The 16208-nt window shown below is 41.7% G+C and carries 14 protein-coding genes; 10 read left to right on the plus strand and 4 right to left on the minus strand.

The genetic code is table 11. The features are described 5' to 3' along the window. Window positions 1-149 precede the first annotated feature (149 nt). The 3 genes from ABE41_RS05975 to ABE41_RS05985 form a co-directional block, all read right to left on the minus strand. Window positions 150-344 carry a YfhD family protein gene (locus ABE41_RS05975; protein ID WP_066287480.1) on the minus strand — a complete coding sequence of 65 codons (195 nt, stop codon included), beginning with the start codon at window positions 342-344 and terminating at the stop codon, window positions 150-152. A 150-nt stretch (window positions 345-494) separates the two neighbouring features. Beyond that, window positions 495-4217, minus strand: a complete 3723-nt coding sequence (locus ABE41_RS05980) for a S8 family peptidase (RefSeq protein WP_066287483.1) — start codon at window positions 4215-4217, stop codon at window positions 495-497. Between the two features lie 423 nt (window positions 4218-4640). Continuing rightward, window positions 4641-6779, minus strand: a complete 2139-nt coding sequence (locus ABE41_RS05985; RefSeq protein ID WP_066294669.1) for an FUSC family protein — start codon at window positions 6777-6779, stop codon at window positions 4641-4643. Between the two features lie 262 nt (window positions 6780-7041). On the opposite strand from ABE41_RS05985, the gene ABE41_RS05990 reads away from it, so the two are divergent. From ABE41_RS05990 to ABE41_RS06030, 10 genes are all read left to right on the plus strand, one after another. Further along, on the plus strand, window positions 7042-7551 hold the full coding sequence (locus ABE41_RS05990; RefSeq protein WP_066287486.1) for an LURP-one-related family protein: 510 nt from the start codon (window positions 7042-7044) through the stop codon (window positions 7549-7551). A 134-nt stretch (window positions 7552-7685) separates the two neighbouring features. Then, on the plus strand, window positions 7686-7892 hold the full coding sequence (locus ABE41_RS05995) for a hypothetical protein (protein ID WP_083207682.1): 207 nt from the start codon (window positions 7686-7688) through the stop codon (window positions 7890-7892). Next, window positions 7889-8359 carry a YjdJ family protein gene (locus ABE41_RS06000; protein WP_066294670.1) on the plus strand — a complete coding sequence of 157 codons (471 nt, stop codon included), beginning with the start codon at window positions 7889-7891 and terminating at the stop codon, window positions 8357-8359. The genes ABE41_RS05995 and ABE41_RS06000 overlap by 4 nt, the downstream gene beginning before the upstream one ends. A gap of 119 nt (window positions 8360-8478) precedes the next feature. Next, window positions 8479-9126: a pentapeptide repeat-containing protein gene (locus ABE41_RS06005; protein ID WP_066287487.1), complete on the plus strand. Its 648-nt coding sequence runs from the start codon at window positions 8479-8481 to the stop codon at window positions 9124-9126. Between the two features lie 2 nt (window positions 9127-9128). After that, a complete protein-coding gene (locus ABE41_RS20935; RefSeq protein WP_156774230.1) occupies window positions 9129-9284 on the plus strand; it encodes a hypothetical protein in 156 nt (51 codons plus the stop codon). A 209-nt stretch (window positions 9285-9493) separates the two neighbouring features. Then, complete coding sequence (locus ABE41_RS06010) at window positions 9494-10339, plus strand: cupin domain-containing protein (protein WP_066287489.1); 846 nt, start codon at window positions 9494-9496, stop codon at window positions 10337-10339. Between the two features lie 420 nt (window positions 10340-10759). Next, on the plus strand, window positions 10760-11572 hold the full coding sequence (locus ABE41_RS06015) for an ABC transporter ATP-binding protein (protein WP_066287492.1): 813 nt from the start codon (window positions 10760-10762) through the stop codon (window positions 11570-11572). Window positions 11573-11641: 69 nt separating this feature from the next. Next, entirely contained in the window at window positions 11642-12586 is a 945-nt protein-coding gene (locus ABE41_RS06020) for an iron-hydroxamate ABC transporter substrate-binding protein (RefSeq protein ID WP_066287494.1), read from the plus strand. 219 nt (window positions 12587-12805) lie between these two features. Continuing rightward, window positions 12806-13849, plus strand: a complete 1044-nt coding sequence (locus tag ABE41_RS06025) for a FecCD family ABC transporter permease (protein ID WP_066287499.1) — start codon at window positions 12806-12808, stop codon at window positions 13847-13849. Beyond that, complete coding sequence (locus ABE41_RS06030; protein ID WP_172827388.1) at window positions 13849-14853, plus strand: FecCD family ABC transporter permease; 1005 nt, start codon at window positions 13849-13851, stop codon at window positions 14851-14853. Before ABE41_RS06025 ends, ABE41_RS06030 begins: the two co-directional genes overlap by 1 nt. Window positions 14854-15148: 295 nt before the next feature. On the opposite strand, the gene ABE41_RS06035 is transcribed toward ABE41_RS06030, so the two are convergent. Further along, a complete protein-coding gene (locus ABE41_RS06035) occupies window positions 15149-16198 on the minus strand; it encodes an NAD(P)/FAD-dependent oxidoreductase (RefSeq protein WP_066287503.1) in 1050 nt (349 codons plus the stop codon). Window positions 16199-16208: the final 10 nt, after the last annotated feature.

Consider the following 16208-nt stretch of genomic DNA (forward strand, 5'->3'; position numbering starts at 1 on the left):
GTGAGACATTTTGAGCGTACGAAGACGATTCTGAGCGTAACTCGATGATTTTTAGCGAAGAGAGAACAATGTTGAGCGAACTTGTAATAAATAAAAGAACACGTACCGTGAAACAAAAAAGGAAGAAGCAGATCGCTTCTCCCTAATCCTTATTCTTCATCATCATCTTTTCTTCTTACTCCTGTTGTATCAAAACCAGGTTTCTTTTCGAATTCGTACTCAGCATTTAATTCTTTTGCAAATTCGTATTCCTCACTGTTTGAATCTGCGATTTGATTCTTTGGAACTTGAGGAAGGGAAGTGAGATTCTTATCCTTGTTTCCCTTATGATGGTGGTGTCTCATACTTTAAAACATCCTCTCTTGAAATTTTCGTTCAACTATAGGTTGTGAAATCAGCGTGTTTTTTATGAAATGAACTTTAATTAAAAGAGAAGGGGATTATAAAAAAGAACAGCCTGCTAAAACGAAGTGTTTTAACAGGCTGTTTTAAATTTACTTTAAACCATAAGCTTTGATGATTTCTTGAGAGATTTTAATTCCTTCATCATCCCAAGCTGTTGCTCGCAAGGAAACAGATTTACTCGTTTTAGGATTATTGATTTTAGCAATCCAGCGATCATCCGCTGTGCGCTTAAGTAATACTGCTTTCCATGACTCACCTTCGTCAAAAGAAACGTCCAATGTTGCACCTTCCAGATTACCGTATCCTGCTACACCATCTATTTTAGCCACAGAAAGTTCGAGTGTAGTGGATGGTGCAGCCAGTGTATTTCCGTCCATGTCAGTCTCTACTTTGTAATCAAGTGAATAGAACGGAAGCAACGTTTGGTAATCTTCACCTTTTCCAGACCAGAATGTCCATTCTGTATGAGTGCTTACAGATGTAGACCAGCGATTCGGATCACGCTTTGCATCGGTTACTAAGCGGTATTCTTTTCGTTCTTCAGAAATGCCGCTGAATACATTTAATGCTTGGCTTTTTCCTTCTTTAATCAGAGTATCTCCTTGGTATAGCTTGTGTGTTTGGTTTTTAACCGATTCATCATAACCGGTACCGCCTGTAGACCCATTTCCTGAATCTGCCCAAGCCGGAATGTTAAGCTGGAAGCCGTTTCCTTGACGCTTAGGCGTCCAATAACCAACTCCCAAGCGTGGACGAACAACCGGTGAGAACCAATCTTCCTTCATTTTTCCACCTTTTTCATACGTAACTGCCGGCTGGCGAACTTCCCATTGGCTGTCTAATACTTCTGCATGGTGATACCAGCGAGTATCTTTGACAGCTGATACCCATTCTGTACGAACAGAAGGGAGGTCTAATTTGTATAAGAAACCAACAGCTCCAAATGTATGTGGGCGCAGATCATAACGGAATTCTCCGCCAGGCGCTTCACGGTCAGATTTGTAGCGAGTGTCGATCTTAACTAGTTCATCATTTGTTGGCGCATAGGTTAGATCTTCCGGAATGCTGCCTTGATGAACCTCCATTAAATCATAGACGTACGGCGTGTTCACTTCACCTTCAACGTTCAAGTTCAAGTTGCCTGACAGCGCTGCTTTAATTAGTTCGTCACCTTCACTTTTACTGATTGCGGCAACAGCAAGCGGAATATCTGAATAATCCGGATTTCCTGCAAAAACGCTGAATTCTTTATCTTCATTATTGACGATGATCAACAGCTTCGCACCTGCTCCGTGTGCAGCAACTGCCTGCTCGGAAGGTGTTGCTTCCGTGTTTCGATCAACAACTACAATCTTGCCTTTAACATCTTTGTTTTCATAATCAGCTGCTGTTCCATTCCCAGCATAGACAGTGGACAAGTTATATTTGCCATCAAGAGGTGTGCTGCCTGCTAATGGAATGTCGTCAAGTACTTTTCCTTTAAAATTGATTTCAAGGTAAGGTTTGATTAAACGCCAGCGAGTCAAATATTCAAACTCTCCGTTTTCCACTTTTTCCGTCGGAGCAGCATACATCTTATCGATCCATACTGGCAATAAGTTTATATGGCTCATCGTTTTACCGTCAATAGAACGGTAGTACTCCATACGCTGATAGCTTGGTTCCGTGTTCTTTGGCACTTCGACTTTAATTTCTTTAGCTTTTGATGCATCAAGTTCTACCGTTTGAGGTCCGTCCAATGTGATTTCTGGATTTCCTACTAATGCAATACCGCGGTGATCGGTATTTGTATCGACATCCATCAGAGACATTGCCGAATACGTACCAGGGCGTAGACGCAGTTCAGTTGTGCCGTTAACAGCTACGATTTCAGGGTCCATGTCTTTACTGAATAGTGCAGCATACGTAAGAGTTGGGTTACCATCGCGGTCTTTGGCGTTTAAAGTTAATGTATACTTTTCCTCTTCTTTTACCATACCCATCGAAGTATGAGCCACTTGGTTGCCTTCAGCGTCAGTTGCCATTAAATGACCTTCATAGCGACTGCCTAACTCACCTAATTGAGGATCCAATGTTACAGTTACACTTTTTGTGCCGTTAGCCGGAATCGTGATCTGTGTCTCAGATAACAATAACATGCCGCTTTGTGCAGCATTGCCATTTGCATTGTTAAAATCAGCTTGCAGATTTAGCGTTACAGCCGTGTCCGCATCATTAGTGTACGTGACTGTTTTTTGTACAGGCTGGGCATCATCATGCGGCCATTTAAAGAAGCCAAATGAGATAGAGCCCGTTGCGCGGACTGTGCTGTTTGCCGCTGCTGGAACATCCAGTCGACCAGTACCAATATGATATGGTGAATAATTTAACTTCTTAGAGGTACTCATCAACGCTTCTTTTAATTGAGTGCCTGTCCAATCCGGATTCTTCTGTAATAGAAGGGCTGCAGCACCAGCAACGTGCGGTGTTGCCATGGATGTACCATTCATGCTTCTATATGAACCAGTGCCTGAAGAAAGAGCAGAGCGAGCAGCAACTATTCCAACCCCGGGTGCAGACAAGTCTGGTTTTATTGCTTTATCTCCATATCGAGGTCCTTTTGATGTAAAATAGGCAATCTTGTCAGATTTATCGACAGCTCCAATTGTTAAGGCAGCATCGGCTGCTCCTGGTGAGCCGATAGCCCCTTCATAGCCTGCGTTACCGGCAGCGATAACAAATAGTGTACCTTTGTCTTCACTAAGGCGGTTTACAGCTTGAGCCATAGGGTCTGTTCCATCAGAAGGTTCAGAGCTTCCAAGACTCATACTTACGATTTTAGCGTTATCAGACGCCCATTCCATACCGTCGATGATCCAAGAATCTAAACCGCTGCCTGCATCATTCAGCACTTTACCAACTAATAAACGGGCCTCAGGGGCAACCCCTTTATTTTTCCCTTCGGAAGCGGCACCTGTTCCTAATACAGTCGAAGCAACATGGGTACCATGTCCATGTTTATCATCCACTGTCTCGTCAGGTACAAAACTTTTCGCTTCTTCTATTTGTCCAGAAAGATCCGGGTGATTCGGATCAATTCCTGAGTCAAGCACAGCTACTTTAACTCCCTTGCCGGTAAAACCTGACTCCCATACAGTGTTGGCTCCGATTTGAGGAATACTTTGCTCTAAATTGGCTTCTACTCGTCCATCCAGCCATATTTTTTCAATTCCTTGTTCAAAGGATAAAGACTCTGAGGCTGTTTTTTGTGCTGGAGCATCTTCAGGAGTAATATCTTCCCAGAATGTATCCGCTTCCTTTTTAGTAGCCGAAAGGGCAGCTCCATTAATACTCTCTAATACGCGAGCTTTTTTTGCTCCTTTAGGAGTCGGTTGACTTTGTTGAGCAGATCTTGCTTTAGATTCTTCATACTCAACGATTACAGGCAATGAACTCATTTTCTTGTCATCATAGCCATTCTTAATTAGTTCAGTAACATTGAACAAATCCATGTCTAATTTTTCAGCTGCTACATAAGGCATAGCGGAACTTGGAATCACATAAGTATCCTCACCAAGGGTAAGTACTTGTGTACCTGAGCCATTACGGTCAGCAGGTTCCACGTTAATGATTTGTTTTCCGCCTTCAATGGTTGTAATTTTAACAACGTCACCTGTGATCAAGGTGATGGTTTGTTCGCCAGAACTTGCAGCATTTTCGATCGCGGTATTTATTGCTGCATGATCAAACGCGGTTACGCTGGTTAAAGGTGATGAAAGCATAACGGTGGATAAGGTTGCTGCAAAAAACCTCTTCATATTCCATTTTTTCACGGTATATCCTCCTAGTAGCTATAATGTAGTATTTTGAAAGCTAAATATGTAGAAAAAGAGTTTACTAGGTTTTAGGCATGAAACACCTCCAATAAGTAAAGATCGTATTCATGAAGATGAAAAAGTTGGAACTGTGGATTTGGTAGGATTCTAGATGAGGACTGCTAATTAAGTTGAATTGTATAGGGACTTGTTTTCGTTGACAAAGGGGGTTTTGATGAAGGGCTAGAGACCTATTTTTACAGAATGATAGTCGTTTTTTTGTTCGAAAATAAGAAAAAGTAATTCAAATGAACCAAAATCGAAGAAAAGAGTTGGGGTTTTTGATGATAAAAAAACAAAAAGACACTCACAAAATGGAGGAGTGCGTTTCTTTTGTATGAAAATGGAAGTAATTATCGCTAAAAATAAGGAAGAAGTACATTACTTCTCCCTTGCACCTAACTCTGTACCTAGTTCCAAGAGGGAACGGTTGATACGCCATACATAATAAATGTGATGAATCAAGTCGCGCTGAGACTGTTTTCTGCTCGGAGCAAGACGCTCGATCTGCTCCTGTTCGTTTTCAAGACTGTACATAAGAGGTTCTTCCAGTTCAGATCTCTTTAAAAGATCCATTAACGTATCCATGTTATGTCCAAGCTTTTCTTCGGTCTTTTTAAACACTTCCACCAATTCCTCAGGATAGTCGAATCCTTTTCGATAGGAAGAGGCAACGAGATGTTTCGCATAATAATTGATGGCAGACAGCACCGTAAACCATCTGGTCATATCCGTATGTGCAGGCGATCCCGGCCGTTGCATTAGGGTTTGAGCTTCATCCTTTATAGCCTGCAGCTTTTGATCCAGCGTAAATCCTTTTTCAGAAAGCTCCTTAACATTCACATCCTCGCGAAAACTTTTCACATACTCCGTAACATACGGCTTAAGCTCAGTTAAGAATTCATTGATAGATTCGGCCACTTTTTGTTTCGTTTTCTTCGGAAAAATAATCGTTGAAACAACTAGTGCGATCAAAGCCCCTGCGATCGTATTAAGAACTCGGGAACCAATGAGTTCAAACGTAATTCCGCCAAGCAAGATATCATACATGAACGCAATCAGCATCGTAATAAACAAGCTCATCATTGTGTAAGAAACAGTGATCAAATAAAAAGCTAAGAAAATAACGGCAAAGAGCAAGATGACTTCAATAACCGGCTGGCCGGAAAACAGCTTTGCCATCAAAAAGCCGATCACTGCTCCTATAATGGTCCCGAGTGATCGCTGGAATCCTTTCGTATAAATACGGCCGATCGATTCTGTTCCAAGCAGGACGATAAAGGCAGTAAGCAGTACCCAGTACGGCTGGGTAGGAGAGATAAGCTGCCCGATAATGATGGAAAGAACACCAGCTGCCAGCGCCTGATAAGCTTTTTTCGTGGAAGGCTTCAAACCTGGTTCATCTTTTGGAGCATCTTCATCTAACTCTTCTTCAGCTTCTGCTGGCGCATCTTGGACGGTCCTTTTATCCTGCAATGACTGCTGTATCGTAGTAGCGCCTTCTATAACATGGTTCGCAATCGATTCAAGCTCTTGATCGCGATTCAAGAGGTCCAGAATCATAAGCCGCAGCTTTTGAACTGCCCGTTCTGCTCCTTCTAAATTCTGTTCCTCGTTATGTGGCGCAAGCACTTCCGCTTCGCGAAGAGCCTGGGTGACCTCGATAAGCAGAGGTCTTATCTCCTCCAGATCTTGGGCATCCGCATTTTTTAAACTCCGTATCGAATCAGATAATGTTTCAGCAAGCATCCCCGTATCAAATACATATAACCGCAGCTGCGCTGTTGTTAAACCTGGCCACATCTCTTTTACATCTTCAGCCTTTATGTATCCCGAAACAATCACGGCGTACTCTTTTAACTTAAGTACATTTTTCTGAAGATCTTTTTTGCGTTTCATACTAACTTGTGGGTCCTTCATGGCACTGAGTAAAAGATTAAAAGTAAGATTGCTCTGAAAATGAAAAGAACGAATACTCTTTTTTAGATTTTTTGCCGTACCTTGAAAAAGTATAAAATTCACAACATACGCATAAAGAATACCGATCGTAATGCCAGCGAAAAACCAAGGCAGCTGGTTGCTGTGCAGCTTCAAAACAGACGAGATATAAACCGTCATAAAAGCGATCATGGATAGAGAAAAATACCGCACCCCAAAACGGGTCAGATAAAAACTGCAAAAAATGATGATGATCATCATCACATCGATGTAATACGCATTGCCAGATAAAGAACCGATCGTTATCCCGAACATGGCAGAAGGGGCCATCAGCAAGGTGGTGACCTTCATCTTTTCCTTCGTGTCATCCATGATCGCCATGATTCCTAGCAATCCGGCCATTCCGGCAACAATGGCAGGTGTGATCACGGGATTACCAGCAGCACGCATGATCAAAAGCGTTGTAAAGACTGAGGCAATCAAGCTGACCGTCGCGCGGCTGGCTTTATAAAAGCGAATCTTTCCAGGGTCCGAGGCTAGCAGTCTGCCAAGCCAGTCATGTTTTCTATGAAGTTCTCTCATCCATTTCACCCCGTTTCTCCCGATAAATAATAAGTATCATGCTACCACACGCTTATTTATTATCCCAAGTTATTACCTTTTACACCTGTAAACATGCACAGGCAATTACACTTTACTAATAGAAGAAAGGAATATACTTCCAATCAGTGGAATATAGAGAGGGGAAGACAGTCCAATTGTAATAGGAATAATTTGTGCTTGGATCTTCCATATCACTGATAAGGTTTTATTAAAACTAAAGCTAAATAAAGGAGTACTACCTATGGAAAAATGCGTATATTTCAATGACAATTTTTTCTCTTCGGGGAAAACGGATATTTACAATGAATCTCAAGAAAGGCTTGGAGAAATTGATTTAAAAAGTGTGTTCGGTTCGAGTTTGAATGTGGAGAATGAAAAAGGAGAAGTTGTTGTGGAAGGAAATTTTCCTTTTTTCTCAAACAGATGGAGCATTAAACAGCCGAACGGGACTGAATTAGGCGAGGTGAAATCGTCATTTGCCTTTTTCTCAAAACGGTACCATTATCTCACCAATAACGCTGCATATGAGATTGAATCACCTGCTTTTTCAAAAGAATACACCATTCTTGATGAGAACAAAGCGGAAGTAGCAACGTTCAAGAAAGTGAACGGATTCTTTCAATCACCAGCTTTTGAATTGAAGAATTACTCGGATTCACTATCAACTGAAGAACTGATCGCTGTTGTGATGGGAGTCAATGCAATTGAAAAGCGCCACAATTCAAGTGCAGGTGGAGGAGCAGCTACGTAATATAGCAGGGGGTTCGTTGGGATGAATAGGTTATTTTGGTTTTTGCTCGTATTTGCGATTGTATTTTTTGTCGTATTTTTTATTCCCAGACTCTTATTTCAAGGAAACGGATTTTAAAGGAGAGTAAAATTAGATTGACTATTAGATTTCTGATTTTATTATTAGTCCTGGTATTAACAGCTTGCCAGAATCATGAAAACAGAGAGTACTTGCATTGGGGAGAAGCAGAAGGAAATATGATTGAGAGATTGGAGTATGGAGGGGTTGATTACAAGGTGGAAAAGGGAGAAGTCTATATTCCAAAGGATCAATTAAAAAGAGCGACGGCTTGTTGCACATGACTTACATCATTCAATATGCAATAGCAATCTTTACGTTTCTATTCTCGACATTTTCGGCTTGGTATGAAGGAAGCGAATTAAGGGATGTTCAATGGGAGTGGAATCACTCAGCTATTTTCTCTAAGTGGTTAAACGGAACGGTAACAGCACCGTCGGATATTTCCGGTCTCGATCACTTTATTTATGCAGCAAAATTTAAGCCGGTCTTTCCAATACTCATGACAGTTAGTGGGTTGTACCTAATTGCATTAACCGCAACTTGGCTGCTAAAGAATAAAAGAAACAAATTGTTTATGTTCTTCAGTATACTTGGGCTGTTATTAATGCTAGCGAGTTCACTTACTTATCAATCACCAACAAAAGGACTGGAATTGATTACTTTGCTGTTTATCGTAACAGGATTAATGAGTATTATTGCTTCGGCTGTTATAAAAATGAAATTGCCAATAAAAGATAACATCTATTGATTATTTTTGGATAGTTCATTGCTCACAATCTTGAGTAAAAATAAAGACTTATAAACCTTTTTGTTTTCTTGTAAAGTTAATGAACAGTTAGAAGAAAATAGAGGTGGAATATGTCAAAAATGAAAATTGAATCACCCAAAATTCATCCTGATTTAAGAAGTGCTAATTTCCATGATATTTTTTATGAAGAAGAGCCGGAACTCATTAACTGTACAGTCGTTAGCTCCCAAGCAGACAATGAGGTAATTGATAAGGTTGTTTTTTCAAAGGTTATTTTTAAGAATACAACTTTCATTAATTGTACGTTTATGAACATCGATATGACGGATGTGGTTTTTGAGAATTGTAATTTATCCAATACACGTATGTGTGATGGGATTATACATAGAGCGGTGTTTAAAGATTGCAAACTGTTAGGTGCAGATTTTTCAGGAGCTAATCTTGGTAACGTCCTCTTCGAAAACTGTGATTTGAATTTAAGCAATTTTACAGAGACGCGTTTTAAACAAGTTGGATTCGAGGGGGCGTCTTTAAAAAGCGGTAATTTTTTTGATGCTGAATTGAATAAGGTTCGTTTATATCACTGCGATCTTAACGATGTGGATTTTACACAGACGATTCTAAAAGGAATTGATATCAGTACGTGCACCTACGAACAGATAAATGTCACTGCTGAAAGTTTAAAAGGGTGCGAAGTTTCACCCAATCAAGCTATAGGATTCTCAAGATTGTTAGGACTTAAAATTAAAGAGGGGATAAGCTTTTGAAAGTGGGTCATATACTAATTGCAGCTGCCGTATCGGCTACTGTTGTTACAGCAAGTGATGGATTAGAAAATTGGCAAAGAACGATTCTAAGTTTAGTTACGATTTATTTTACTATTTTTATCCTTAATATTTTTCAAAAATGTAGAGATAAAAGATAGCATAGAAAAAAGACGCCCAATAGGACGTCTTTTTGTGCGTATTGCGGCGAGAGACAGCACTCCACATAGTGCATTGCCAAAAGGCGCGTCAATCTCGTCTTATGCAAATTAGCTCATCGCCAGACTAGTATATCACCATTCACACTGAAAGAGAAGGGGTACCTTCTATAGACATAGGCATATGATAATTCCATAAGTCTTTGAAGGGAATGAACAACGTGTATAATTCTTTCTACCGTTTTGACCATTCACAAGCGGAATCTATACTTATGGGGATCCAAAGAGAAGCTTCAGCGATCAATTTATACCAGCGATTAGCACATACTGCGTCTAATCAGCACCATAGGAACCACATTCTTTATGCACTTGAAGGCAAACAAAATCATATGCAACAATTTACAGATCTTTATGTTTCTCTTACTGGATTACAACCCGAATACCATATAGATCCGGTGGCTTTCTACTGTTACAAAGATGGATTGCGAATCGCTTATGAAGCGGAATTAAAAGGTAGTCAAGCATATCAGAACCAAAGTCAGCGCAGTCAAAATCCTTATCTCCAGCAAGTGTTCCTGCACGCTTTTTCTGAGAAAAAAGAAAGCGCAGCTCTAATGGATTGGTTATATCGAGATACTCCGGCAGAAATTAGAGATTATGGAGGGAAGCCGTTAGTTATTAATATTGATGAAGCATCTAAAGTGAATAATACGTACCGAACGGCTCTCTGGACTGGTGAACATTTGCAAGTAACCTTGATGAGTATAGACGTTGGAGATGACATCGGATTGGAAGTTCATCCGAATACCGATCAGTTTCTGCGTATAGAAGAAGGGCAAGGGATTGTTCAAATGGGGGATAGCCAGGATCAACTAGACTTTCAAGTGGAAGCTTATGACGATTTTGCCATTATGATTCCGGCAGGGAAATGGCACAACCTTACCAATACAGGAGATAAACCAATCAAACTATATGCCATCTATGCGCCGCCTGAACATCCGTTTGGAACCGTTCACCCAACAAAAGCAGCGGCTATGGCTGCTGAAGCGAGTGAATAGGTAAAAAAAATTCAATTTTTTATCAATAATTGACCCAAAAGTGTGTACTTCAACTTTTGGTGTCATTTTTTTTTTGTTAAATACAGATTATTATGCAGTCTGAAAGGTGATTTTTCAGAAGGAAAATCCTTGGTTGAGCGAAAACAAGGTGTTTTTGAGCGTAGCGGCAAGGTTCTGAGCGATACGTAAGCTATTTGGAGCGGTACTAGATGTGTTTTGAGCGTACATTACAAATCCTGAGCGTACGTGTAATAAATATAAGAACACGTACCGTAGCAGTAAAAAAATAAATACTTTGTGAAAAATTTATAAAACGTATTGACACACTCCAGGCAATCCAATAAAATGAAAAACGAGATTGATAATCATTTTCAATTGAAACATACATTAGCTAAAACCAGTACAAAAGGAGGGCGAAACATGTCCAGACTGTATGCGGAAGACTTACATATTGCTTATGGTGAAAGGGACATTGTGAAAGATCTCAACATTTCCATTCCAGATGGGAAGATCACTACGATTATCGGACCGAACGGCTGCGGAAAATCAACGGTTTTGAAAACGTTGTCGCGCATCTTGAATCCGAAGTCTGGTGCTGTTTACTTAGATGGTAAAGCCGTGAGCAAGGAGTCAACGAAGAAAATCGCTCAAAAGATGGCGATCTTGCCGCAGTCTCCAGATTCACCAGAAGGACTTACGGTAGGAGAACTCGTTTCTTACGGAAGGTTTCCATACCAAAAAGGCTTTGGAAAGCTGACAAAGAAAGATTTTGAAGTGATAGACTGGGCTCTTCACGTGACGGGTGTTTCTGAGTTTAAGGACCGTCCGGTAGATGCACTCTCAGGCGGTCAGCGCCAGCGTGTCTGGATTGCGATGGCATTAGCACAAGAGACAGATATTATCTTGCTGGATGAGCCGACTACATACTTGGATCTGTCTCATCAGTTAGAAGTCCTTGAGTTATTGCATCAATTGAACAGAGATGAGAAACGCACGATCGTCATGGTGATTCATGACTTGAATCATGCAGCGAGGTTTGCTCACCATATGGTGGCAATGAAGGATGGCTCGATCCTTAAAGAGGGAACGGCAGAAGAAGTAATGACACGTCAGGTGCTTCGGAACGTTTTCAATATCGATGCCGAGATCGGTGTTGATCCAAGAACGAGAAAGCCAGTCTGTCTTACGTATGATCTTATCAAAAATGTTCAGTTAGTTGAGAACTTGGCGTAATTGATCGCCTTTCTTTTTTACTGTTAATTGAGAATGATTTTTATTATCGAATATATGGGGGATAACAAAATGAACAAACGCACAAAACAACTATTAGTAACTTTTATGACAATGCTGCTCGTGTTCGCACTTGCTGCATGCGGAAATAAATCAGAAGAAGGCGCAAGTTCAGGAGAAAAAGACTCCAAGAAAGAAACAAGAATCTATAAAGGCGAGAATGGTGACGTTGAAGTACCTGCCGAACCAAAACGGGTTGCGATGATGGCGGCTACATACGCTGGTAACTTACTAGATTTAGGAATCACGCCAATTGCAGTAAACGAATATCCGAAACAAAACAAATTCTATGGCAACAAACTGGACAAAGCAGAAGTGGTAACAGCTGATTCTTATGAAAAACTTCTAGAATTGAATCCAGATCTAATCATCACGTATTCAGATGACAAGAACATTAAGAAGTACGAAGAAATCGCTCCAACAGCAACAATGACATATGACAAGTATGATTATAAAGAACAGCATGTTGAGATCGGTAAGATGGTAGGTAAAGAAAAAGAAGCAAAAGCATGGGTTGAAGAGTGGGATAAGAAAGCAGCTGACGCTCGTGAAAAAGTAAAAGACGCGATCGGTGAAGACAAAACGTTCATGGTTATGGAAGCTTACGGAAAAGACATGTATGTTTACGGTGAGAACTGGGGCCGTGGAACAGAAGTTATCTATCAAGCTCTTGAACTAAAAGCGCCTAAGAAACTAGAAGAAGATGTATTCGGTCCTGGCTGGAAAGCAATCTCTACTGAGACGATTCCAACATATGCAGGAGATTATATCTTTGTTGGATCAGGTGCTGGCAATCCGGATAACTCATTCATGGAGTCAGATGTTTGGAAAGAGCTTCCTGCAGTTAAGAACGGAAACGCAATTAAGTTCGATTCAGAATCATTCTATTTCAATGATCCGATTTCTCTGGAAAAAGAGTTAGACTTTATTGTAGAAGAATTAACGAAAAAGAAATAATAGGTTTGTAGCTATTGTAAGTAGTTGATTTCCGCTCCAGGCTGCTCGCTTTCCACGGGGCGTGCGGTGAGCCTCCTGCCGCTTTGCGCCATTAGGAGTCTCCACCTGACCGCTCGTCCCGTAGGAGTCTCGCACCTTGCGCTCCAATCAACTTTGTCAATGAAGGACTGAAAACGGAAAAGAGCTAAATAATAAAAGCCTCAAAAAGGAAAATAGGCCATGTTCAAAACAAAGACCAAGCTTATAAAAGATAATAAAGTGTACTCAAGGCCTGCCGTTGGTTTAGTGATTCTGCTGTTTGGATTCATTCTCTTATTGGCGAGTATGGGTCTTGCGATTTCAGTAGGTGCAGCACAGATTAATTTTCCGACCGTTTGGAATTCTGTCTTAAACTATGATCCTAGCAGGGAAGCTGATCGTATCATAGTCAGCCTTCGATTACCGAGAGAGCTTGGTGCTGCGATCGTCGGTGCGGCGTTTGCGGTCAGTGGTGCAATCATGCAGGGGATGACGCGAAATCCCCTTGCAGACCCTGGCTTACTTGGGTTGAACGCAGGTGCGAGTTTAGCTCTTGCATGTGTGTTCGCTTTTAACACAGGCGCAAACTATTTTACCGTGATGATGATTTCCTTTATTGGTGCAGGAATAGGTGCAGGAATGGTGTTCGGATTAGGCTCGATGAGCAGAGGAGGACTTTCTCCCATCCGGATAACCCTAGCCGGTGCAGCTGTTTCTGCACTGCTTTCTTCGTTAGGTGAGGGAATTGCTTTATACTTTAAGCTTTCACAAGACCTTGCTTTCTGGACAGCAGGCGGAGTTTCAGGAACGAACTGGGAACAGCTGAAGCTGATTGTACCTGTAGTCATTGTGGGGATCCTGATCGCTGTTATGTTTTCCAGGCAGCTCACGATCCTGAGTTTTGGTGAAGAAGTGGCAAGAGGGCTGGGGCAGCGCACTCTGTTAACAAAAATTGTACTGATGACGGTCGTACTGATCCTTGCAGGTGCAGCGGTCTCACTTGTTGGTGCCATCGCGTTCGTTGGATTGATGGTTCCGCACATCGTACGTTTCTTGGTGGGGACGGATTACCGTTGGATCATTCCATGTTCTGCGATGTTCGGCAGTGTGCTGATGGTGCTGGCAGATACTTTTGCTCGTACGGTTAACGCTCCTTATGAAACGCCAGTCGGCGCGGTCGTTGCTATGATCGGTGTACCTTTCTTCCTTTACCTTGCTAGAAAGGGAGGAAGAAAACTGTCATGATGAATGCTACTCAGATTAAAAGAATTAGAATAACAACGATTGCAGCCATAATCCTGCTTTTAGCCGTTTTTGTAATTAGTGTAGCAACAGGTTTTGCGTCACTCACTCCTGAAGAACTGTTTCGGACTATAATCGGACAGGGAACTCCTCGCGAAAATCTAATTTTGTTTGAGTTTCGGCTGCCAAGAATATTTGTAGCAATCTTAGCGGGGATGGGGCTCGCGGTGTCTGGTGCCATCCTGCAAAGTTTGACGAAGAACCCGCTTTCTGACCCTGGTATTTTAGGAATTAATGCCGGTGCAGGTTTGATGGTCGTGGTTTATATCATGTTTTTCACGGTTGAAACATCAAGTTTCTTATACGTCCTTCCGCTCTTTGCTCTTGCAGGCGGTATGGCAACAGCGGCCGTCATCTACATCATGTCTTATATAAAAGGCGAGGGCGTTGAGCCAACGAGGCTTGTGCTCGTCGGGGTAGGTCTGGCCGCGGCATTATACGGAGCAACTCTAACATTATCAACAAGATTAGATATGGAAGATTACTCATTTATGGCGAACTGGATAGCGGGAAGAATCTGGGGTGACGATTGGATGTTTGTCCTATCATTGCTGCCATGGATCATAATCCTGATTCCGATCACAATCTTGAAGTCAAATGTGCTTAATACCTTGAACCTTCATGAAAATGTTTCAATTGGTGTTGGAGTGAATGTGGGACGGGAGCGAATTGTCCTGATCATGATTTCGGTCGCACTTGCTTCTGCATCCGTTGCGGTGAGCGGCGGTATCGGTTTTGTTGGACTGATGGCACCTCACATCGCAAGGTCACTCGTTGGTCCGCGGCATCAAGCTTTCTTGCCCGTTGCTGCATTAATAGGAGGAATCTTGCTCCTTGCTGCAGACACGATAGGAAGAGTCGTCCTGGATCCAAGCGGAATTCCAGCTGGAATCATTGTAACGATAATTGGAGCACCGTATTTTATGTATTTACTAGCCAAAAAATAGCGTTTTTAATAGAGCTGACTCAAAAAAGGCACTTTAATGTGACTGTTTGGGTCAGCTTTTTCGTGTACCTTGATGTGTTTTCAATTGGATTTGCTCTTGTGGGGCGAAACGAGAGTACTATTGGGCGAAACGGGAGCCAGTCGGGGCTAAACAAGAGCATTCCTGGGTGAAACGGAGGCAAGTTGGGGCTAAACGACAGCGTTATGGGGCGAACGTGTAATAAATATAAGAACACGTACCTAAAAAATCACACTCAATCTTTTGTAACAAAAAAGGAGCCCATCGGCTCCTTTTCCTAATGAATCATCTGTTTCACAAGTTCACGGTTGCGCTCTTTGAACACTTCGTTATGAGACGAAACCATCGCAACAGTTTGGGCATCTGGTTGAATAAACTGCTTCGCCTTATTAACAGCATTCGCAGCATCTTGGAACGTTCCAGCGATTAAATTCAACTTGCCTTCATGCTTCAGGATATCACCTGCAGCATACAGACCAGGAACAGATGACTCACTGTTCGCGTTTCCTGCGATATAAAAGTTATCAGCAAGTTCAATGTTCAAGTCGCAATTCCCAAGCAGGGATGTATCCTGCTCAAACCCATGATTGATAATAACTTCATCTATTGGAAGGTAGGAAACCTCACCGGTCACATGGTTGGTCAGCTCAATCTGCTCGATCACCTCATGGTTTGGACAAGCAAACAGCTTCGAGATCGAGGTGTTGAAAATACAGTCCGCGCAGCTGTTCATAAGCTGTGTAACTTGAGCTTCGTGTCCAGCTAACGTTCCTTTTCGATATGTAAGGTATACTTTTTTGGCGATCGGCACTAGTTCGTTTGCCCAGTCAATCGCAGTATTACCGCCGCCTGAAATGACGACTGTCTTATCTTTAAATTGCTGAAGGGATTTCACAGTGTAGTTTAAATTAGACACTTCAAATCTTTCAGCACCTTCAATATCTAGCCGCTGAGGATTTAAGATACCACTGCCCACTGCAACGATCACCGTTTTTGAATAATGCTGTTCTCCACTGGCACCTTTTAAAATAAAAATACCGTCTTCATCCTTCGTCATCGATTCAACTTTTTCATTTAGAACAACTTCCGGATTGAACGTTAACCCTTGTTCAACCAGTTTTTCAATAAGTTTTGCACCAGGGAGCGGGGTATGGCCGCCAACATCCCAGATCATTTTCTCAGGATATACATGAATCTTACCGCCTAAATGAGGCTGAAACTCAATAATCTTTGTCTTCATCTCTCTTAATCCGCTATAAAAGGCAGAATACAGACCTGCTGGCCCTCCACCGATAATGGTTACATCAAAAATCTCTCTGTTTTCCATATGCGTTCCT

It is taken from the genome of Fictibacillus arsenicus (genome assembly GCF_001642935.1).
Lineage (GTDB): Bacteria > Bacillota > Bacilli > Bacillales > Fictibacillaceae > Fictibacillus > Fictibacillus arsenicus_B.

Coding starts and splice junctions, on each gene's coding strand:
- ABE41_RS06035 (WP_066287503.1), bottom strand. CDS start 16,198: ATGGAAAACAGAGAGATTTTTGATGTAACCATTATCGGTGGAGGGCCA.
- ABE41_RS05975 (WP_066287480.1), bottom strand. CDS start 344: ATGAGACACCACCATCATAAGGGAAACAAGGATAAGAATCTCACTTCC.
- ABE41_RS05990 (WP_066287486.1), top strand. CDS start 7,042: ATGGAAAAATGCGTATATTTCAATGACAATTTTTTCTCTTCGGGGAAA.
- ABE41_RS06000 (WP_066294670.1), top strand. CDS start 7,889: ATGACTTACATCATTCAATATGCAATAGCAATCTTTACGTTTCTATTC.
- ABE41_RS06005 (WP_066287487.1), top strand. CDS start 8,479: ATGAAAATTGAATCACCCAAAATTCATCCTGATTTAAGAAGTGCTAAT.
- ABE41_RS06015 (WP_066287492.1), top strand. CDS start 10,760: ATGTCCAGACTGTATGCGGAAGACTTACATATTGCTTATGGTGAAAGG.
- ABE41_RS05985 (WP_066294669.1), bottom strand. CDS start 6,779: ATGAGAGAACTTCATAGAAAACATGACTGGCTTGGCAGACTGCTAGCC.
- ABE41_RS06010 (WP_066287489.1), top strand. CDS start 9,494: ATGAACAACGTGTATAATTCTTTCTACCGTTTTGACCATTCACAAGCG.
- ABE41_RS06025 (WP_066287499.1), top strand. CDS start 12,806: ATGTTCAAAACAAAGACCAAGCTTATAAAAGATAATAAAGTGTACTCA.
- ABE41_RS06030 (WP_172827388.1), top strand. CDS start 13,849: ATGAATGCTACTCAGATTAAAAGAATTAGAATAACAACGATTGCAGCC.
- ABE41_RS06020 (WP_066287494.1), top strand. CDS start 11,642: ATGAACAAACGCACAAAACAACTATTAGTAACTTTTATGACAATGCTG.